Genomic DNA, 20,926 nt, shown 5'->3' on the forward strand with positions numbered 1-20,926 from the left:
AGGCGCCAACCGCCTTACTTGCTTTTCTTGGCATTAATGATGTCCTGCGCGCGAAGCCATTCGGGCGAACGGGGCTTCATCTGCTTTTGCGCGCGGATTGCGAAGATCTGGGCCTGCTGAAGCTTGCCAGAATAGTAGTTCATATCGGCAGTGGCGAGGTCGGCCAACGCCATATCGCCTTGCTGGCCATATGCTTGTGCCAGATAACCATATCCGCCCGGAAACTCCGGATCGGAAGCTATACCTGCCTTGATCTCCTTGATCGCCGTCGGCATGTTTGCCTTGGCACCGGTGAGCATGAGCGCACGCCCATAGCTCATGCGCAGCAACGGCGATTTGCGCGGATCGAGCGAAACCGCCTTCTGGAAAGCCTTTGCCGCTCCCGCGGCATCATTGGCTTTCAGCAAGACTTCGCCGCGCATTTCCTGGAAATACGGGTTCTTTGGCTGTTCCTTGATCAAGGCATCAAATTTCGGTAGCGCAGAGCGGGCAGAGCCGTTCAGGAATGTTGTGATGGCATTGCCATAGCGGGCAGGGAGCCCGCCGGGATTGCTGCGGAACATGCGCTGCAGCGCGCCCATATTGCCCGAATAAGCAGCAATCTTCGCGCGCGCCATATCATGGCGCATCTGCAAGGCCGGAGAATCGGTTTTGTTGAAGTATGGGCTCTTTCGTGCAAGCTCTTCCAGATTGGCAATTCGCTCACGTGGGAGAGGGTGGCTGATACGATATTGGTCGATCTGGGTGCCCGTAAGCGACAGAGCCGATGCGAAACGCTCGAACGTATCGAGTATGCCCTTGGTCGACTGACCGGTGGCATTGAGATAGTTCACGGCAAGACGATCGGCGGTCATTTCTTCCGTGCGCTGATAGTTGAGTACGCTGCGCATGGCTATTTCGCTTGAGCCCATAGCAATACCTGCGCCAGCGCCCGCGGCGTTGCCGCTGCCGCTCGCAGCGCCTGCAACGCCAGCGCCAACGCCAAGCAGCATACCAATGATCGCCATGTTGCGGGCGCGGCTGAGCTGTTCACGCAAACGCTCCTGATGCCCGCCTGCAAGGTGTCCCGATTCGTGTGCGATCACGCCAATGATTTCATTGGGCGTTTCCGCCTGCATGATTGCGCCTGTATTTATGAAAATACGCCGTCCATCAACGAAGGCGTTGAAGCTTTGCGAATTGACCAGAATAACGCGAACGCCGCGACCACCCAAACCTGCAGCCTTGAGGATTGGCGCAGCGTAATCGGCAACAAGTGCCTCGATTTCCGCGTCCCGGACGATAGGCACACCACCGCCACGCGACTGCGCGAATGCAGGGAGGGCACTGGTAACAGCTATGGACGTTGCGGCCACTACGGCGACCGAACGGCGAACCAAACTATGGAAAGAAAATCTCCTGGCTGGGAAAGGTGTAGTCATCGTCCCCATCGTGTTGTTCTTCCTTCTTCAAACCGGCGCGAATCTTATAGCCTTTGCATTCAATCATCGATAGGCAGGCGAGACATAATCTCCATCTCGGGATTTGGTCGTATTTTCTCGTAAAGTGCTGTTGCTTTACCAATCCGGCGATTATACGGCGGATGTAGAATGCGAAACTCGCAAGTTTCTGGAGGTAAAGTTGGTCACTCTTTCCAGCCGCAGTGCGGTCGAGCCCTTTCACGCTATGGACGTTTTGGCTGAGGCAAACCGTCGTCGCGCGGCCGGGCACCCGATTATTTCCATGGCGGTAGGCCAGCCTGCTGATCCGGCACCGGAAGTCGTTCGACAAGCCGCTGAACGTGCCTTGAAGGACGGTCGCATTGGTTACACTGACGCTCTGGGGCTGATTGAACTGAGAGAGGCCATTGCTGGGCATTATGCCGATCATTACGGTGTTTCGGTCTCACCGGAACGTGTTGCCGTCACGACTGGCTCGTCTGCTGCCTTCAATCTGGCCTTTGTGGTCTATTTCGATCCGGGCGACAGGGTTGCTATTACCCGTCCCGGCTACCCCGCCTATCGCAATATATTGACGGCGCTAGGCCTTGAGGTCGTGGAAATACCGACCGGCAATGGAACATCGGCGTCACTGACTGCTGAAGCGCTTGCTGCGGCACATGCCGAGAAGCCCTTGAAAGGGGTATTGTTTGCAAGCCCGGCCAATCCGACCGGCGCGGTCATCGACAAGCCGGAACTGAAAGCGATCATTGAAACTGCCCGTGATCTGGGTATCCGGGTCATTTCAGACGAAATCTATCATCGGCTTTCCTATGAAACGGACGATGTCACGGCGTTGGAGATTTCCGATGATGTGACGGTCATCAACTCGTTCTCCAAATATTACTGCATGACCGGCTGGCGTATTGGCTGGATGGTTCTGCCCGAAGACGATATCCGCGCAATCGAGCGACTGAGCCAGAGCCTTTATATCTCCGCACCGGAGCTTTCGCAGCGCGCTGCCATCGAAGCCTTCCATGCAACGGCGGAACTTGAGCGGGTAAAGGATCGCTATCGTCAGAACCGACTGATCCTGCGGGATCATCTTCCACGCATGGGTCTCAGCCTGGCCGCACCAATGGATGGCGCATTCTATGCCTATTGCGACGTTTCGCGTTTCACCAATGACAGTATGGAATTTGCTCGCCGCATGATTGCCGAAATCAATATAGCAGCAACACCGGGACGCGATTTCGATCCGCTGGATGGACATCGCACAATGCGTTTTTCCTACGCTGGCAAGATCGAGGAAATGGAAGAGGCTGTCCGTCGCCTTGAAGGCTGGCTGCCACAACAGAAAGCCTGAGCCGGTTCCGGTTTCTTCCAACCATTTACCAATATCGAAAGATAAAGAAAAACCGGCGTTTCCGCCGGTTTTTTCATTTCAATCATGAAACAGATCTCAGAAGAAACCCTTCTTCTGCCACCAGCCAGCACGCTTGGGCTTCTGGTCTTCGCTCTCGCTTGAAGTCACAACGGGCTCAGCGCTTTTCTGCGGCTCGGCAATCGTTGCTACTTCTGCCTCGACCGCTACCGTCTCTTCGACTTCGACAGCTGGCTTCGCAGCAGCTCTGCGGGTACGCCGCTTTGGCTTCTCCGCTTCTGCTTCTGGCTCCTCAGTGACCGCTACCGGTTCAGCAGGAGCTTCTTCGGCAACCTTCTTGCGGCTACGGGTCTTGCGCGCAGGCTTGGAGGGCTTTTCCTCCGCCTCCGCGACTACCACGTCCTCAGCCGCTTCTTCAGTCTTCGCAGACTTGCGAGCGCGGGGCTTGCGGGCAGTCTTGGCAGGCTTTTCCTCGGCTGTTGCTTCAATAGCCGGAACAGCAACTTCAGCCGCTTGTTCCACCGCTACCGATGCAACTGCTTCGACAACAGCTTCCTCGGCTTTAACCGGCAGAACCGGCGTGTAACCGACGAACTCCGGATCTGGAACCTTGCGTACACGCGGTTCGTCGTCGCGACGATTCTTGCGTCCGCCCCGGCGACCACGGCGACGCTTCTTGCGGCGATCTTCTTCGCTCAGCGAAGCATTCGAAGATGATTCCTGCGCGTCATCGGCGTCATCGTCTTCGTCGGAGGCATCTTCCGAAACGGAATCGGTCTTTGCAGCCTGTTCCGGGTTCTCGCGATCACGACCGCCGCGACGACGACGACGGCGGCGACGCTTGCGATCACCTTCGTCACCACGATCTTCGCGAGCCTGAACGTCAGCCGTCGCTTCTTCTTCGGCTTCGTCCTCATCGACCGGGATTTCCGGGTCTTCGATATCGTCTTCGATATAGGCCATCGGCTGAACCGGAGGCTGGGTGATAGGCCGTGTCGACGGCGCGCCCTTGTCGATAACGAAATGCTGATGGCCGACACTTTCATCGGCGTCGATGCTGATGGCAACGCCGAAGCGGCCTTCCAGATCCGCCAGCAACTGACGCTTGTGGTTCAGCACATAAAGCGCCGAAGCCGCTGGCGTGCGAACATTGATGTCAAAGCCCGAATGACGTAGCAGATAATCTTCGATGCCGCGAATGATATGCAGCGCCATCGACGAATCCGAGCGGACATGGCCGGTGCCGCCGCAATGCTGGCACACCTGCATCGTGCTTTCCAGCACCGATGCGCGGATACGCTGGCGCGACATTTCCAGTAGGCCGAAATGCGAGATGCGGCCAACCTGAATGCGAGCGCGGTCGTCCTTCAGGCAATCCTTCATCTTCTTTTCGACAGCGCGATTGTTGCGCTTTTCTTCCATGTCGATGAAGTCGACGACGATCAGACCGGCAAGGTCGCGCAGACGCAGCTGGCGCGCCACTTCCTCGGCTGCTTCCAGATTGGTCTGGAGCGCGGTGTCTTCGATGGAATGTTCGCGCGTCGAGCGACCGGAGTTGACATCGATGGCAACCAGCGCTTCGGTCTGGTTGATGATCAGGTAGCCGCCCGATTTCAGCGTCACCTGCGGCAGCAGCATGCGGTCGAGCTGGGCTTCGACGCCGTTGCGTGTGAAAATCGGCACTTGTTCACGATAAGGCTGGACCACCTTGGCATGGCTCGGCATGAGCATGCGCATGAAGTCCTTGGCCTCGCGATAGCCGTTCTCGCCGGAAACGAGGATTTCCGTGATGTCCTTGTTATAAAGGTCGCGGATCGAGCGCTTGATTAGGCTGCCTTCTTCATAGACGAGGGAAGGTGCCGTCGACTGCAAGGTCAGCGTGCGGACATTTTCCCAAAGGCGCATCAGATATTCGTAGTCGCGCTTGACTTCCGCCTTGGTGCGATTGGCGCCAGCGGTACGCAGGATCACGCCCATGCCCTGCGGCACTTCGAGTTCCTTGACGATTTCCTTCAGGCGCTTGCGATCCTGCGGTTGGGTGATCTTGCGGGAAATGCCGCCGCCACGCGCGGTGTTCGGCATCAAAACCGAATAGCGTCCGGCAAGCGACAGATAGGTCGTAAGAGCAGCGCCCTTGTTGCCGCGCTCTTCCTTGACCACCTGCACCAGAAGAATCTGGCGACGCTTGATCACTTCCTGAATGTTGTACTGGCGGCGATTGGTACGGGCAGGCGTCGGAAGCTCCTCAAGTGCATCTTCCGAACCAACAGATTCGACCATGTCCTCTTCATGTTCGATGTCGTCCTCGTCGCCGTTATCGAGGGCTTCGGAGATCACATCGCTTTTCTGCGAAAGAGCCATGGCCGGTGTGCCGGGCACGTAATTCTCAAAAGCCGGGCCGACGGGCTCGGCTGCAGGCAATCCCTTGTCGGCTGCATTGGCCTGCGCGTCGCCATTCTGGCCGTCACGACGACCGCGACGACGGTTGCGGCGCGAACGATCGTTCCGGTCGCTGCGCTCGCTTCGTTCACTTTTGGCGCGCGGTTCGTCCTCATCGTCTTCGGCACGTGCGGCCTTAGCTTCCGCTTCGAGCAGCGCAAGACGATCTGCTACCGGGATCTGGTAGTAGTCGGGGTGGATTTCCGAGAATGCGAGGAAGCCATGACGATTGCCGCCATATTCCACGAACGCAGCTTGAAGCGAAGGTTCGACGCGGGTGACGCGTGCGAGGTAGATATTGCCTTTCAGCTGCTTCTTGTGTTCCGACTCAAAGTCGAATTCTTCAATCTTGTTGCCCCGAGTGACGATAACCCGGGTCTCCTCCGGGTGGGAGGCATCTATAAGCATTTTGTTGGACATTATTGTCTTTCCTGCCGGCGCCAAGACGCAAAACGCGTGCGCCGGACGAAACCTTGAGGGCTGTCGTGCTCACTGCGTTGCATCTGCCGGATGGTTCTGGGTTCGCCGGAAAAAAAGCTGCTGCCTCCGCGCGCGACGGCCTCGTGGCGATCACGGTCTTCAGGCTTGCAGTGGTCAGTCTTGCTTGACCCATAGCTGTTCCGAACGAAACGACCTCATATATGACCCGGAAAAGCCGAGCCGACCTCTGTGCTCTTTTCGAGCGTTGGCGACAGCGCGTAAAGATGCGCAGTCGGCCGATAGAAACGGAGGGCGGGGGAGCCACATCTCCGCTGAATTCTGTACTGGTTATCGGGGGCGACGAATGAATATGCCGCTGTTTTCACTATCATTCCTTGCGGTTCATTTTGAGAACCGGCAAACGATTCTGATAGTTCACCCAAAACCTTTCATAGCTTTTATGGCGTCGTTTGAACGATGACAAGTGCGAATATCATTTGACATTCGCATCGCAATTTCGCCGAAAGCTGAGTATAGGCCCTGTTCAAGGTCTAAATACGGCTGGAAATCCTTCCTTAACTGTAGTTTTGTACGAGTGTTTTAATGGGTATTCGGGCGAGATGGTGCAGGGGCAAGCGTGCCGGTATCGCGATTATTGATACCAGTCATTCAATGATGTTCTTGATTGTGGCAGCCGATGCATTTTCGAAGCGCTGAAAACGCTATGACACGATTGGCGAGTTTGCGATGCCTTCTGGCATTGTTTGCTCTCTTGTCGATTTTGCTGTTGCAGGCTGTATCTGTTTCCGCTGCCGATCGCGTGACGTCTCCATTATCAGCACTGACTTTCCGGATGGCCGGCGACGATCTGCGAACGCGCATTGTTGTCATGTTCGATCAGGAGCCAAAGCTGTCGACCCTGCTTCTGGATAATCCACATCGTCTGGTTGTCGACCTGCCTGAGACGCGGTTTGGTTTTGATGAAAAAAGTCTCGAAGCCCGAGGACTGGTATCCCGAGTTCGTTACGGGCTGGTGGGCAAGGGTCGTTCACGCCTCATCCTGACATTACGCGGTCCGTTCAAGGTCGAGGATCTCCGTGTTCTGAAAAATGACAGCGCATCGGGCTATCGCCTTGTGGCCGATATCGTTGCGACTTCGGATCGCGAGTTTGCAGATCAGCTCAAGGGGCGCGAGGAAATAACAAGTTCCACGGATCGCAGTGAAAAGCCTGTTCAAGCCGCATCCCAGAGCACGCCCGCCACGCGTCCGTTTACCGTTATGATCGATCCCGGTCACGGCGGTATCGATAGCGGTGCGGAAAGCCTGAGCGGCATCAAGGAAAAAGACCTGACCCTCGCTTTCGGACAGGAGCTCAGAGATCGTCTGGCGCAGGACAAGAATATCAAAGTTCTGATGACGCGTGATGACGACACTTATCTGCGACTTTCAGAACGGGTGCGGATTGCGCGCCAGCACGAAGCGGATTTGTTCATTTCCATCCATGCCGATACGATCAATCAGCATGATATTCGCGGTGCGACGGTCTACACAATTTCCGACAAGGCATCGGACTCCGTTGCACGCGCCATGGCTGAGCGTGAGAACAAGTCTGACACCCTTGCAGGTGCGGCACCTGAGGAGCAGCCCGAGGTCACCGACATTCTTCTCGATCTGACGAGACGCGAAACGCATACATTCTCGCTGAGCTTTGCCGAGAAGGTGATTCATTCGCTGCAAGGACAAGTGAATCTCATTAATAATCCGCATCGCTTTGCCGGTTTTCAGGTGCTGCGTGCGCCGGATGTGCCGTCCGTCTTGATCGAAATCGGATATTTGTCCAATGCCGAGGACGAAAAACTGATCAGCAATCCTGAATGGCGCAAGAAGCTTGCAGAGCGGCTGGCGATTGCGATCAGGGCTTTTGAAGCATTGAAGCATCCCGCAAGCGTGAGCAAAGGGTAGGGACCTGAAAAGTGGAGATGTCCCACTTGGAGTTACATGCACTTCAGCTTATAAGATGCATGCTTGCAACAGTTTTGTGGATTTTCGTCGTGCGGACGAAAGTGACCGCGTTAAATTGGTAAAAACACGTAAACCATCTTGCCTTTGACTCATTTGCTGGTCACTAAGCCAGTAGTTGCCATACGGCATAATTGGGTTAAAGGGTTGGCTGTTCGTGCTTTGACCCTTATCATGTGAATAATCTGAAGGCAGGATTCCGCATTTATGGTAAGGCTTATCGGATATTTCTTCGGGATCGGAACGGTGCTGATGCTCCTCGTGGCAGGTGGCGTCGCCCTTTACGTCGGAAGTCTCACGAAGGATTTGCCAGATTACGAGGTGCTCGCAAAATACGAGCCGCCCGTCATGACGCGTGTTCACGCCTCGGACGGTAGTCTGATGTCGGAATTCGCGCGCGAGCGCCGTCTTTATATTCCCATTCAGGCTGTGCCGAACCGCGTGAAAGCCGCTTTCGTTTCGGCTGAAGACAAGACCTTCTACGAACATCATGGTCTCGATTTTGCGGGTCTCGCCCGTGCCATGATAACGAACGTCAAGAATATGGGCTCGGGTCGCCGCCCGGTTGGCGCATCCACGATCACGCAGCAGGTTGCGAAGAACTTTCTTCTGACGTCCAAGCAGACCTATGATCGCAAGATCAAGGAAGCCATTCTGGCGATGCGCATCGAGCAGGCCTACTCGAAGGACCGCATTCTCGAGCTCTATCTCAACGAAATCTTCTTCGGTCTTGGTTCCTACGGTATTGCCAGCGCGGCTTTGACCTATTTCGACAAATCGGTCGGTGAACTTTCCATCGCAGAGAGCGCTTATCTCGCAGCCCTGCCGAAAGGTCCGAACAACTACCATCCTTTCCGCCAGCCCGAGCGCGCTATCGAGCGCCGCAACTGGGTGATCGACCGGATGAGCGAAAATGGCTACATCACCGCCGAAGAAGCGACGGAAGCCAAGAAGCAGCCACTCGGTGTGAAGGAACGTTCAGACGCCCATTATGTGTTCGCGTCGGAATATTTCACCGAGGAAGTGCGCCGCCAGATCATCCAGAAATACGGTGTCGATGCGCTTTACGAAGGCGGTCTTTCTGTTCGTACCACACTGAACCCGACCTTGCAGGTCGAGGCTCGCAAGTCCTTGCAGGCGGCATTGCTTCGTTATGATGAGGCGCGCGGCTGGCGCGGCCCCATGAAGAATGTCGAGCTTGGCAATGACTGGGGTACGGCCTTCGGTGACATGCAGTCCTACGCGGACGTGCCGGAATGGCAGCTTGCGATCGTGCTCAATGTTTCTGCCGCTGGCGCAGACATCGGTCTGCAGCCGCCGCTTGAGGCATCAGGCTCGCGCAGCAAGGAGCGCAAGCGCGCATTCATCGCTGCTGACGATATGAAGTGGGCCATGCGTGTCGTGAATATCGGTGGCAAGCGCACCAGCGCCAAGTCGCCGGAAGGCGTTCTGAAGGCGGGAGACATTGTCTATGTCTCCAAGGAAGGTGATTCCCGTTTCCGTCTCCAGCAGCCGCCGAAGCTTGAAGGTGCGCTCGTTGCCATGGACCCGCATACCGGCCGTGTTCTGGCCATGGTTGGCGGTTTCTCCTATGCGGAATCGGAATTTAACCGCGCAACACAGGCCTATCGCCAGCCCGGTTCGTCATTTAAGCCGTTCGTTTATGCTGCGGCTCTCGACAATGGCTATACGCCTGCTTCCGTTGTTCTGGACGGTCCGCTGGAAGTCAATCAGGGTGGTACGCTCGGCGTCTGGGCGCCGAAGAATTATTCCGGCAAGTTCTCCGGTCCTTCTACGCTGCGCTATGGTATCGAACAGTCGCGTAACGTCATGACTGTGCGTCTTGCACAGGACATGGGCATGAAACTTGTAGCCGAATATGCCGAACGCTTCGGTATCTACGACAAGATGCTGCCGGTTCTTTCGATGGCGCTTGGTGCTGGCGAAACGACGGTTCTGCGCATGGTGACCGCATATTCCATCATTGCGAATGGCGGCCAGAGCATAACGCCGTCGATGATCGACCGCATTCAGGATCGCTACGGCAAGACAGTCTTCAAGCACGATGCCCGCCAGTGCGAGGGCTGCAATGCACAGGATTGGGCAAATCAGGATGAGCCGACACTGATCGACAATCGCGATCAGGTACTTGATCCGATGACCGCCTATCAGATCACGTCGATGATGGAAGGCGTCGTTCAGCGCGGTACAGCGCAGATCTTGAAGAGCCTCGACCGTCCGATGGCTGGCAAGACCGGTACGACAAACGACGAAAAGGATGCGTGGTTCGTCGGCTTCACGCCCGATCTCGTAGTTGGCGTCTTCATGGGTTACGATACGCCGACGCCGCTCGGTCGCGGCAATACCGGTGGTGGTCTGGCAGCGCCTGTGTTCAAGTCGTTCATGGAACAGGCTCTGGTCGGGACGCCGAAAGTCGATTTCCGCGTACCTGAAGGCATGACGGTCATCGCTATCAACCGCAAAACCGGCATGCGCGCCAATCAGGGCGATCCGAATGTGATCATGGAAGCGTTCAAACCGGGGACGGGTCCATCGGACAGCTATTCGGTTATCGGCATGGATTCCTTCCGCGAAGGTTCTCCGGTTGCACCACAGTCGCCGCAGGCAACACGTGCGATCAACTCGGGATCTGGCGGACTTTACTGACCGGGAAAGCAGGGCTTTGCCCTTTACACCGCGCCGCGTGCTGACTATGGTCCGCGGCGCTTGGGCTATTCGTCCATGCCCGAAAGTCTGGGCCTCGTAACGACCGGTTCAGCTTCTCAAATAAATAGAATGATAATGAAGGAACGATTTGCCCATGCGCGCGGAAATCGAGACGCTGGTTGACGAAATCCAGCAGGCCATAAGCCTGCTGAGGAGGCATCTTTGACTGGGATCAGGCGATAAAACGTCTCGGCTATCTCAATCAGAGAGCCGAAGATCCCACGCTTTGGAATGATGCTCAGGAAGCCCAAAAGCTGATGCGCGAGCGCCAGCAGCTGGAAGATAGCATCAATGGCATCAACCATCTGAAGCAGACGCTGAACGACAGCATCGAACTTATCGCCATGGGCGAAGAAGAGGACGACAAGTCGATCATTCAGGATGCGGAAAACACCATCCGCGAACTGAAGCAAGAGATCGACCGTCGCCAGATCGATATGCTGTTGTCGGGCGAAGCCGACGCGAACGACACCTATGTCGAAGTGCATGCCGGTGCCGGTGGTACGGAAAGCCAGGACTGGGCGTCGATGCTCCTGCGCATGTATACGCGCTGGGCCGAGCGCAACGGCCGCAAGGTCGAAGTGATGGAAGTGCACGAAGGCGAAGAAGCGGGCATCAAGTCCGCGACCATTCTCGTCAAGGGGCACAATTCATACGGCATGATGAAGACCGAATCGGGCGTCCATCGCCTGGTGCGAATTTCGCCCTACGATTCCAACGCCCGCCGTCATACGTCCTTTGCCAGCATCTGGGTTTATCCTGTCATCGATGACAATATCGATGTGCAGGTTACGGAGGCGGATGTTCGCATCGATACCTATCGCGCTTCGGGCGCGGGCGGCCAGCACGTCAACACCACCGATTCGGCAGTGCGTATCACACATATTGCGACCGGAATCGTGGTGCAGTGTCAGGCGGAGCGCTCACAGCACAAGAACCGCGAAAAGGCATGGTCGATGCTGCGCGCTCGCCTCTATGAAGAGGAACTGAAAAAGCGCGAAGCAGCGACGGATGCGGCGAATGCCACCAAGACCGAAATCGGTTGGGGACACCAGATTCGCTCCTACGTCCTGCAGCCTTATCAGCTCGTCAAGGATCTGCGTACCGGCGTTGAAAGCACCAACCCCCAGGAAGTGCTGGATGGCTCCGTTACGCCGTTCATGGAAGCCGCACTTGCCCACCGTATTCAGGGTGGCGGCGAAATGATCGACGATATCGACTGATCATTCGCAAACATGCGTGCAGAAAACGAAACCCGGCCTTTGGCCGGGTTTTCTCGTTTCAGAGGCTCAGAGCAATGGTTCTATCTGTTTGCCTGCCTTGAGGAAATTGACCGGATTGATCGCCCGACCGTTTTCGCGGACTTCATAGTGCAGATGACTGCCGGTGGAACGTCCGGAACTTCCTGCCTCGCCGACAACCGCTCCGGTGGCAACCTGTTGACCGTCGCGTACCAGAACGCGGCTCAGATGGGCAAAACGGGTTGAGAATCCATTACCATGATCGATTTCGACCATATTGCCATATCCGCCAAAGCGACCTGCCTTTACAACCTTGCCCGCTGCGGTGGACTTCACCGTCTGACCGTATGCTGCGCGAAAGTCAATACCGGAATGGAACGCAGCCGTACCTAGAAATGGATCGCGGCGCACGCCAAACAGGCTGGTAACGGGCTTGCCCGGAGCCGGATTGGCCAAGGGCAGGGCGCTTACACGTTTGCGTACCTGATCAAGCCGATCAAGCGCGCTGTCGAGATTGCGCAATTGCATGTCGAAATCATTGACCACCATACCGGGCGACGAAACCGGGATAAGCGGCCCGCCCATTGCAACAGCCGCATTGGCAGGCGTTTCGATACGCAGCCCGGCGGCGTTCAAAGTATCGAGGATGCTGTCGGCCTTTTCATAGGCGGCGTCAGCCAGCACTCTCACCTTGCCATTCTGCTCGCTTTCGATGCGATGAAGGTTCTGGGTGATCGTGGCCAATATCTTGTCGGAAGTCTCAAGTGTCGATTCACCCGAAAGTCCGCCAGAAAGACGCAGTCCTATGGAGCCGGCATCGGCGCGGCGATCAGGCTTTCCTGCAGGTGCCTTTCCTGGAACGGGACCGGTAATGATCGGGTCGATACCTGGAAACTCGCGTCCTGCCAGCGCTTCATCGGGGATAAGCTGGCTATGCTGCTCCTGATCAGGCACGCCTTCCGTCGGCATTTCCGGCATTGGCTGCAATTGCGAAGCTCGTTCCAGCAGAGGTGCGAGTTTTCCGTCGCGCGCATTCAGCGTTTGCTGGCGCTGCATCAGTTCGGCGACCTTGTTCTCCATCACCTGCTGATCGAGCATTTGACGGCTGGTGATGCGATCAACCTCGGTGCGAAGGGCTGAAATGCGGTCCTCATAGAGCTGCTGGTTGCGGGCATGGCGCGCAATACCGGCGCTCATCAGGTCGTCGCGAAGCACCAGATAGGCAGTTGCTCCCAAATATCCGGCCGAAAGCGCCAGAAAAGCAGCGCCTCCAAGAGCGGCCATCCATGGACGAAATGTGAAATGGCTGATCTTTTCGCCGCGCGCAATAATCAGGACAGGCGGTTCCTTGCGCTCTCCGAACACCTTTTTCGTCGATGTTTTTACCTGCTTCCCAGTCATGCCAGCCGCATGCCCCTTCTCGATTCCCTTGTTTGATTACAACTTATTAGGGTTAACAGACCTTTACATTCGAGGCTTGCGCGGGCCATGCGAGCAGTTTTGTTTTTACTGAAGAGTTTAAGGAAACGACTAGATGGATACCGGTGATAAAGAGCGGTAGAAAGACGGCGTCAGCCCAGCTTCGGCACGCGCCAGTTCATTGAACGGTGGTTTGAGTTCGCCACGGAAATTGGCGCGAACCAGTTCGCGAAATCGCGCTGCCGGATCGACTTTGTTTCGGGCGCAGAAGAAACGAAACCATTTAGCGCCAACAGCGACATGGGTTTTCTCGTCATTGTAGATGACGTCAAGAATTGCTGCAGTCTCGTGGTCGCCGGTTTCGATCATCTTCTCAAGCAAAGACGGCGTGACATCGAGCCCGCGCGCCTCGAGTATGAGCGGCACGACAGCGAGACGGGCCTCCAGATCGTTGCGGGTCTGGTGAGCAGACTGCCAAAGCCCATCGTGGGCAGGCATGTCGCCATAGTCTGCGCCAAGCGACTTGAGACGATCACGCAGCAGCGTGAAATGCCGCGCTTCGTCGTCGGCGACTTTCATCCAGCCATCGAAGAAACTGCGCGGTATTGGTTTGGCCGCAAAACGGGCAACGATGTCGAGCGCAAGATCTATGGCGTTCAGTTCGATATGGGCGAGCGCGTGCATCAGCGCAATGCGCCCGTGTTCCGTGTTGAGCGACCGCTTTTTCAACATGCGGGGAGGCACGAGTTCCGGCTTTTCAGGGCGTCCGGGACGCTCAGGCAAAGGCGGATCGAGGGGGCTGCGAACCGACAGCGTGCGACCGAACCAGCGAGCAGCGGTCTCTCGCGTCAGCCTGACCTTTTCGTCGAGATCGCCGGCGGATATGGCGCGGATGGCATTACCGCGCAGTGTCTGTTCGTATGATGGCTTGCTTGTCATCGCTCAAAGCGCGCGTGCGGCGTCCAGAACCGCCTCGGCATGGCCGTCGACTTTGACCTTGTTCCAGACTTGAGCGATGCGTCCTTCTGCATCGATCAGGAATGTCGTGCGTTCCACGCCCATATATTTGCGGCCATACATGCTTTTTTCGACCCACACGCCATAGGCTTCGAGCGCTACACGATCTTCATCGGCAGCAAGGTCGACGGTCAGATCGTGCTTCTTGCGAAATTTTGCATGTTTCGTCGCGCTATCGGGAGAAAGACCGATGACGCGAACGCCGATCTTTTCGAACTCCGGCTTCAGCAGCGAGAAAGCAATAGCTTCCTTGGTGCAGCCGGACGTGTCGTCTTTCGGATAGAAGTAGATGACAACCGGCTTGCCTTTGAGAGACGACAGGGAGATTTCGCCATTATCCGAAGGCAGAGTGAAATCGGGTGCCGGATCGCCAACTTGGGGATGAGCCATATCTGCGCCTTTCTTTTATGGATTAGGATGGAAACCACCTGTTACAGTCTGAGCTATCGCATTCAGGCAGGGCTTGTGCAACCATTGATGCTGGCGTCACCGCGATGTCGGTTGAAAGGCGCAAGGCTGCCTATGCATGTATGCGATGCGGACAGGAAGCGATTATAAAACAGATAATTACGATCACTTAATGAAGTAAACTCTGAAGGGTCGTATGGAATGGCACTCTTTTTCTGGCTGGGTTGTTGACAGAGAAACCGCAGAAGATCCGCTTCAGCAAGCGGGACATGAAAAGAATCGAGCGTCTCGCCGCTGACGGCGAGGGTGGCTTTTTGCCCGGCCCGGCCCGTCCGAGCCGTTCTTTTTTATCGCGCTGTTCCCATGCGATTTTGTCGATCTGTATCCTTCTGGTTCTCATAGTCGGTGCCGGTTTTGTCATCCTTCGCAGCGGTGTCGATAGCAATCTTCTGCGTGACGAAGCACAGAAAAGCCTGACGCATATTCTCGGTGAAGGTGCGTCCGCCTCCATCGGGAGTGCGGCGCTATCGCTGGATCAGGATAGTCACGTTGCGCTCGAAGCCCGTGACGTATCGATCGCTGATCCGAAGCAGGGCGTCGAAATCAGCGGAATCAAATCTGTGCGCTTGGGGCTGGCGCCGTTGCCGCTTTTGACCGGCAAGGTACGTGTTGCTCAGCTCGAGGTGGATGGCGTTTCCTTTGAAATGCCAGAAACGAAAGGTCCGGGATTCTGGAAGTCCTTGCCTTACGACGAACATGGCATTGTCGATTTCGATGCGGTTTCGGGTGAGCTTTTCGCCGCCATGCGCCGCAGTCTGGAGCTTTTGCGTGCGCAAGACACGCATGTCATAGGCATTTTCAACAGCACCGTTGCATTCAAGGTTGGCGATGAACAGCAGGTTCTGGATATCGAGCAGGCCCGTCTCATCGAAAATGGTGGGAAGATCGACATCGCCGGCAGCGTCATCTGGAAAGGCAAGAAAATTGCACTGGATGGCAAGATCGACCGGCATGCAGGTGACAACAGTCTGGCCGGCTTCGAGCTGAATGTCCGCGATATTCCCGTTGCATTGGGTTCCCCGCCAGAAGTTTCTCCCGTCATAAATGGCAATCGTGTCAATCCGGCCCATTTCGAACTGGAAGCATCGGCACGCTTGTCCTTGACAGGATCGGCTGCCGATGGCGATCAGCCGGAACGTCTTGCAACAGAACTCGCTGTCGACGGCATAGATATGCAGCTCGGCAAGGTTGAAGACGTGCGTGGTGGTATTCGCCTTAATCTTGAACATACGGTAGGAAGCCGCAAGATCGAGATCAAGTCGTCCCGGCTGCAGCTTGGCGGGATGCAGGCACAGTTCAATGGGGCATTTGGTCCGGAACCGGAAGCTGAAAACAATACGGGCGGTCCGACATATCGCTTCGAGGTTCTGACCACTTCGGCGACGAGTATGCCATCGGAATCGACCGATCCGCCGCTATCCTTCGCAACACGGATAGCTGGGCGCTATATGGCCGACCAGCAACGCATCCAGTTTGCCAATCTCGACGTACAGACGGAAACCGGGCAACTCTTTGGCCAGGGAAGCATGGGCTTCGGTGCCGGTTCGCCGGAGATGATCTTCCTGCTGCGCATTCCTCAAATGCCGGTTGCAGACGCCAAGCACCTATGGCCCATCGATGTTGCGGATGGCGCACGTGAATGGGTGCTTAAAAACCTCTTTGGCGGAACTCTTAAAGACAGCCGCATCGATATTTCGCTCGCAGGCGGTCGTTTCAACGGGCCCGGTCTGCCACCACCGCTGACTGGTGACGAAATCAAAGCTGATTTCAAGGTTTTCGATACACGTTTTGATGTCGTTGGAGAACTGCCGCCCGTGCGCGATGCCGATGGTGAGATATCGGTTCGTGGCGCCTATACGACCATCAAGCTTTTGAAAGGCGTGGCCTACACGCCAAACAACCGTAAAGTTGATGTGTCTGACGGCACGCTCATCATTCCATGGGGGCCACAACGGCCGGTTATCGCGGAACTGGATCTCGGTGTTTCCGGTGAGGCATCGGCAATCGCTGAAATTGCCGGAAACAAGCCTATCGACGTTTTGAAGAATGTGCCGTTTCTGCCCGGCGACGTGACCGGTGATGTGAAGTCGCGCGTCAAGGTGAACTTTGCCGTTTCCAAGGATCCGCCGCCCGGCACGCTTCGCTGGAACGCTGACATTGGCTTCACCGGTCTCGACATTTCGAAGCCGATAGCCGGATCGTCCGTCAGTGATGCGACAGGCAGTATCAAAGTAGATCAGTCGGCGGCCATTATTACTGCCGATGCAAAACTGGATGGTGTTCCTGCAAAAATCAGCATGGTCGAGCCCGTCAATCGCTCGGGACCGGTCAAGCGCGAGCAGAAGGTCAAGCTGGATATCGACGACAAGACCCGTGACGCAGTCTTTCCCGGTTTGAATTCCATCTTCTCCGGCCCCATGTCTGTTGATCTTGGCATGGATGATGGCGGCAAGCGCCATGTTTCAGCTGATCTCGGCAAGACGCAGATCGATCTGCCATGGCTCGGATGGCGCAAAGGGGCAGGCATACCGGCGAAGGCAACCTTCGATCTGGTCCAGAGCGCGGACGACAAGAGCAAGATGGACATCAATAATCTTGTCTTCTCTGGCGATGCCTTTGGAGCGAAGGGCGATCTTTCCATTGCGAAAGGCGATTTTCAATCGGCGAATTTCAGCGAGATACGCCTGAACCGAAACGATAATCTTGCAGTCAAAGCGACCAAGAGCGGCGGCGGCTATCGGGTTAATGTGCGTGGTTCGCAGTTCGACGCGCGGGCCCTGATCAAGCAGGTTTCCGACCTTGGCGAGAAGGGCAGCGGCGGCGGTAAAAGCAATAATCCGCGGGTGGTCGTGAGCGCTCAGATCGATGCAGTCAGCGGCTTTAACGGTGAAGCTTTAAGCAATGTCGATGTCTCCTACGAGAGCGCGGGCAGCAAAGTATCGGGCGTATCGGTCAATGCTGTAACGTCGTCTGGCGAATCCTTTGTGGCAACGAACAATGACCAGGGCGATGCGCGCTCCATTTCGCTGCAATCGAATGATGCAGGAGCGGTTCTTCGTTTCTTCGATTTCTACGACAAAATGCGCGGTGGCAAAATCACGGTTGGTCTCGCCGCACAGGGCAACGGCCCGTTGCGTGGTCAGATCGATGCGCGCAATTTTGCGATCATCAACGAACCGCGTCTTGCGAAAATCGTTTCCAGTTCGCCATCGAGCGGCGGCACAAGTCTCAATCAGGCAGTAAAACGGGATATCGACGTTTCGCGCGTTGATATCGAGCGCGGTTTTTCGTTGATTGAGAAGGGCAACGGTTATCTGAACCTGTCCAAGGGTGTCGTTCGCGGTCCGACCGTCGGCACGACCTTCCAGGGAACGCTCTATGACAAGCAGGGCAATATGTCGATCACCGGCACATTCATGCCCGCCTATGGTGTCAATCGGCTGTTCGGCGAACTACCCATCTTTGGCGCGCTGCTCGGAAATGGTCGTGATCGCGGCTTGATCGGAATCACTTACAAGCTTACTGGCAGCGCCAAGCAGCCGCAGGTGGTCGTCAATCCGATCTCCGTCATCGCGCCGGGCATATTCCGCTCAATCTTTGAGTTTTGATAACAAAAAAACCGGGCGCGAGGCCCGGCTTTTTGGTTCAGTTGTCGCCCGTTTTATGCCGGGCGGATCAGTACGTGGCGTTTCTTGCCGAGAGACAGCTTGATAACGCCCTGATCGTTCAGTGCACCAGCATCTACGGTCATGCGAGGATCGCTGACCGGTTCGTCATTGATACGTACGGCACCACCCTCAACGTGACGGCGGGCTTCGCCATTTGTCGTGCAGAGTTCGGCCAGAACCATCAGCGCCAAAACCCCGATGCCGCTGTTCAGCGTTGCCTTGTGAACGCCGACTGTCGGAAGATTCTCCGACAGTTCGCCATCCTCAAAAGTCTTGCGCGCTGTTTCTGCGGATTCCTCGGCCGCATCGCGACCGTGGAGCATGGCCGTTACTTCCGTCGCGAGGATTTTCTTCGCTTCGTTGATTTCGACGCCTTCGAGCGCTGCCAGCTTGGCGATTTCGTCCAGCGGAAGCGTCGTGTAGAGCTTCAGGAAGCGCTCGACATCGGCGTCCTCCGTGTTGCGCCAGTACTGCCAGAAATCATAGGCGCTCAGCATTTCAGCGTTCAGCCAGATTGCGCCGCCAAGCGACTTGCCCATCTTCTGGCCCGATGCTGTCGTCAGCAGTGGTGAGGTGAGGGCATAAAGCTGTGGGGTTCCCATACGGTGACCGAGATCGATACCGTTGATGATATTGCCCCACTGATCCGAACCGCCCATCTGCAGACGCAGATCGTAGCGTTTGCTCAGTTCCACGAAATCGTAGGCCTGAAGGATCATGTAGTTGAATTCGAGGAATGACAGCGACTGCTCACGATCGAGGCGCGTCTTCACCGAATCGAACGAAAGCATGCGATTGACCGAGAAATGACGGCCCACATCGCGCAGGAATTCCAGGTAATTGATGTTGCGCAGCCAGTCGGCATTATTGACCATCAGGGCATCGGTCGCGCTGTCACCAAAGGTGAGGTAGTTGGCGAAGACACGCTTGATGCCGGCAATGTTCTCGGCAATCGTATCTTCGGTCATCAGCTTGCGGGCTTCGTCCTTGAAGGACGGATCGCCGACCATGCCGGTGCCGCCGCCCATCAGCGCAACAGGCTTGTGCCCGGTCTGCTGGAGCCAGTGCAGCATCATGATCTGGATCAGACCGCCCGCATGAAGGCTTGGAGCCGTAGGATCGAAGCCGATATAGGCCGTCACGGTTTCCTTGGCCAACAATTCGTCGAGGCCACTTTCATCGGAAATTTGATGAATGAAGCCACGCTCGGAAAGCGTGCGAAGAAAATCGGATTTGAAACCGGACATTCCTTTTCCCTGACTGATAAGGCGAAGTTGAAACTGGTCGCAAGCGGCTGCTTGCATCCCTGTGATATGTCCGCCTTTAGCACCAATCAACCGCCAATAACAAGGAAACTCCCGAATTGATGGGTTGCGAACCAGTAATTTGGTTTCGCTTCATTGATTGAAACGCGCTCTAGTGTTGTGCCGTGTTCGAAAACAGATTGAGCACAATGACACCGGCAATGATCAATCCCATGCCGAGCACTGCCGCGAGGTCGAGCTTCTGGCCGAACACCAGCCAGCCGATCAGGGCCACGAGCGTGACGCCGATCCCGGACCAGACCGCATAGGCAATCCCGACAGGAATGCTCTTCAAGGTCATGGAAAGAAAATAGAAAGCCAGACCGTAAGCGACGACAACGATCAAGGACGGCCCAAGCCGTGTGAAGCCTTCTGATGCCTTGAGGCTGAGCGTTCCGATGACTTCGGACACTATGGCGATAGCAAGAATGGCATAAACCGGCATGTCACGCTCATGAGATGGATTTGAGAAAACGAATCATTGGATCGCGATGGTAGCATCGCATAAAAAATCCGGCGGGAGACCCGCCGGATGAGACGCTGCAAATCTGGAAAACAACAGCTGAATTTCTTGTAAGCTTAACGCAAGCGCTTCGGACGTGCTTCGACCAGTTCGCCTGCAAGGCGGCGATCCAGATACTCTGCGCAATCCTCGATGAGCTCATCACCCTGACCGGTGAAGAAGTGGTTCGCGCCCGGAATCGTCGTCTGGGTGATCGTGATACCCTTCTGGGTTTTCAGCTTGTCGACCAGAGCCTGCACATCCTTTGGCGGCGCCACCTTGTCCTGGTCGCCATGGATGATGAGACCCGACGAAGGGCAGGGGGCGAGGAAGGCGAAATCATATGTATTCGGCTGCGGTGCAACCGAAATGAAGCCTTCGATTTCCGGACGGCGCATCAGGAGCTGCATGCCGATCCATGAACCGAACGAGTAACCGGCGACCCAGCACGTCTTGGAATCCGGATGCAGCGCCTGCACCCAGTCGAGTGCGCTTGCAGCGTCCGAAAGCTCGCCCGCACCATGGTCGAATTCGCCCTGACTGCGGCCAATGCCACGGAAATTGAAGCGCAACGTGGTGAAGCCGCGCTGCTGGAACATGTAGAAGAGGTCGTAGACGATCTTGTTGTTCATCGTTCCGCCGAACTGCGGATGTGGATGAAGGATAAGCGCGATTGGAGCATTCTTTTCTTTGGAAGGCTGATAGCGACCTTCGAGGCGTCCGGCAGGGCCGTTGAAAATGACTTCTGGCATGTGTACTCCGCTCGTAACGGGAAGACCGGACTGGGGCGGCGAAACTTGACGTCGTAGGACGCCGCTTCTAGAACCGGTTGGAAATTTCGACAGACTGAAAGCGAGTTTCAGTTCCTATGGGGGCTTAATAGGCTTTTCTTGATTGAA

At 56.0% G+C, this 20,926-nt stretch carries 14 protein-coding genes; 6 read left to right on the plus strand and 8 right to left on the minus strand.

The annotated features are described in order from the left end of the window. Positions 1 to 14 precede the first annotated feature (14 nt). Complete coding sequence (locus tag OHI65_RS15095) at positions 15 to 1,430, minus strand: M48 family metalloprotease (RefSeq protein ID WP_264359144.1); 1,416 nt, start codon at positions 1,428 to 1,430, stop codon at positions 15 to 17. A gap of 190 nt (positions 1,431 to 1,620) precedes the next feature. Between OHI65_RS15095 and OHI65_RS15100 the strand changes: the two genes are divergently transcribed. After that, positions 1,621 to 2,784, plus strand: coding sequence for a pyridoxal phosphate-dependent aminotransferase (locus OHI65_RS15100; RefSeq protein ID WP_040129331.1), 1,164 nt, complete (start codon positions 1,621 to 1,623; stop codon positions 2,782 to 2,784). 96 nt (positions 2,785 to 2,880) lie between these two features. On the opposite strand, the gene OHI65_RS15105 is transcribed toward OHI65_RS15100, so the two are convergent. Beyond that, positions 2,881 to 5,661, minus strand: a complete 2,781-nt coding sequence (locus OHI65_RS15105) for an Rne/Rng family ribonuclease (RefSeq protein ID WP_114047935.1) — start codon at positions 5,659 to 5,661, stop codon at positions 2,881 to 2,883. Positions 5,662 to 5,663: 2 nt separating this feature from the next. Between OHI65_RS15105 and OHI65_RS15110 the strand changes: the two genes are divergently transcribed. The 4 genes from OHI65_RS15110 to prfB all read left to right on the plus strand — a co-directional run bounded on the left by OHI65_RS15110 (position 5,664) and on the right by prfB (position 11,631). Beyond that, on the plus strand, positions 5,664 to 5,849 hold the full coding sequence (locus OHI65_RS15110) for a hypothetical protein (RefSeq protein WP_036586815.1): 186 nt from the start codon (positions 5,664 to 5,666) through the stop codon (positions 5,847 to 5,849). A gap of 509 nt (positions 5,850 to 6,358) precedes the next feature. Beyond that, positions 6,359 to 7,624, plus strand: coding sequence for an N-acetylmuramoyl-L-alanine amidase (locus tag OHI65_RS15115; protein WP_012092142.1), 1,266 nt, complete (start codon positions 6,359 to 6,361; stop codon positions 7,622 to 7,624). 264 nt (positions 7,625 to 7,888) lie between these two features. Next, on the plus strand, positions 7,889 to 10,348 hold the full coding sequence (locus OHI65_RS15120) for a penicillin-binding protein 1A (RefSeq protein WP_010661272.1): 2,460 nt from the start codon (positions 7,889 to 7,891) through the stop codon (positions 10,346 to 10,348). Positions 10,349 to 10,502: 154 nt separating this feature from the next. Further along, a protein-coding gene (prfB, locus tag OHI65_RS15125) for a peptide chain release factor 2 (RefSeq protein WP_105529024.1) occupies positions 10,503 to 11,631 on the plus strand; the annotation gives its coding sequence in 2 pieces (ribosomal slippage) (positions 10,503 to 10,571 and positions 10,573 to 11,631; 1,128 coding nt in all). 66 nt (positions 11,632 to 11,697) lie between these two features. On the opposite strand, the gene OHI65_RS15130 is transcribed toward prfB, so the two are convergent. The 3 genes from OHI65_RS15130 to bcp form a co-directional block, all read right to left on the minus strand. Next, complete coding sequence (locus tag OHI65_RS15130; protein WP_036586812.1) at positions 11,698 to 13,050, minus strand: M23 family metallopeptidase; 1,353 nt, start codon at positions 13,048 to 13,050, stop codon at positions 11,698 to 11,700. A 129-nt stretch (positions 13,051 to 13,179) separates the two neighbouring features. Next, positions 13,180 to 14,007, minus strand: a complete 828-nt coding sequence (locus OHI65_RS15135; protein ID WP_036586811.1) for a ferritin-like domain-containing protein — start codon at positions 14,005 to 14,007, stop codon at positions 13,180 to 13,182. Positions 14,008 to 14,010: 3 nt separating this feature from the next. After that, positions 14,011 to 14,475 (minus strand): thioredoxin-dependent thiol peroxidase, encoded by a 465-nt coding sequence (gene bcp, locus OHI65_RS15140; RefSeq protein WP_125300362.1) that lies wholly within the window; start codon positions 14,473 to 14,475, stop codon positions 14,011 to 14,013. Between the two features lie 287 nt (positions 14,476 to 14,762). Between bcp and OHI65_RS15145 the strand changes: the two genes are divergently transcribed. Next, a complete protein-coding gene (locus tag OHI65_RS15145) occupies positions 14,763 to 18,161 on the plus strand; it encodes an AsmA family protein (RefSeq protein ID WP_264359145.1) in 3,399 nt (1,132 codons plus the stop codon). Between the two features lie 53 nt (positions 18,162 to 18,214). On the opposite strand, the gene tyrS is transcribed toward OHI65_RS15145, so the two are convergent. From tyrS to OHI65_RS15160, 3 genes are all read right to left on the minus strand, one after another. Continuing rightward, on the minus strand, positions 18,215 to 19,468 hold the full coding sequence (tyrS, locus tag OHI65_RS15150) for a tyrosine--tRNA ligase (protein ID WP_010661278.1): 1,254 nt from the start codon (positions 19,466 to 19,468) through the stop codon (positions 18,215 to 18,217). Positions 19,469 to 19,637: 169 nt separating this feature from the next. Then, positions 19,638 to 19,970, minus strand: coding sequence for a DMT family transporter (locus OHI65_RS15155; protein ID WP_010661279.1), 333 nt, complete (start codon positions 19,968 to 19,970; stop codon positions 19,638 to 19,640). Positions 19,971 to 20,104: 134 nt separating this feature from the next. After that, positions 20,105 to 20,779 (minus strand): alpha/beta hydrolase, encoded by a 675-nt coding sequence (locus OHI65_RS15160; RefSeq protein ID WP_010661280.1) that lies wholly within the window; start codon positions 20,777 to 20,779, stop codon positions 20,105 to 20,107. Between the last annotated feature and the right edge of the window lie 147 nt (positions 20,780 to 20,926).

This window comes from Brucella sp. MAB-22, assembly GCF_025908475.1.
In the GTDB taxonomy this organism is placed as follows: domain Bacteria; phylum Pseudomonadota; class Alphaproteobacteria; order Rhizobiales; family Rhizobiaceae; genus Brucella; species Brucella anthropi.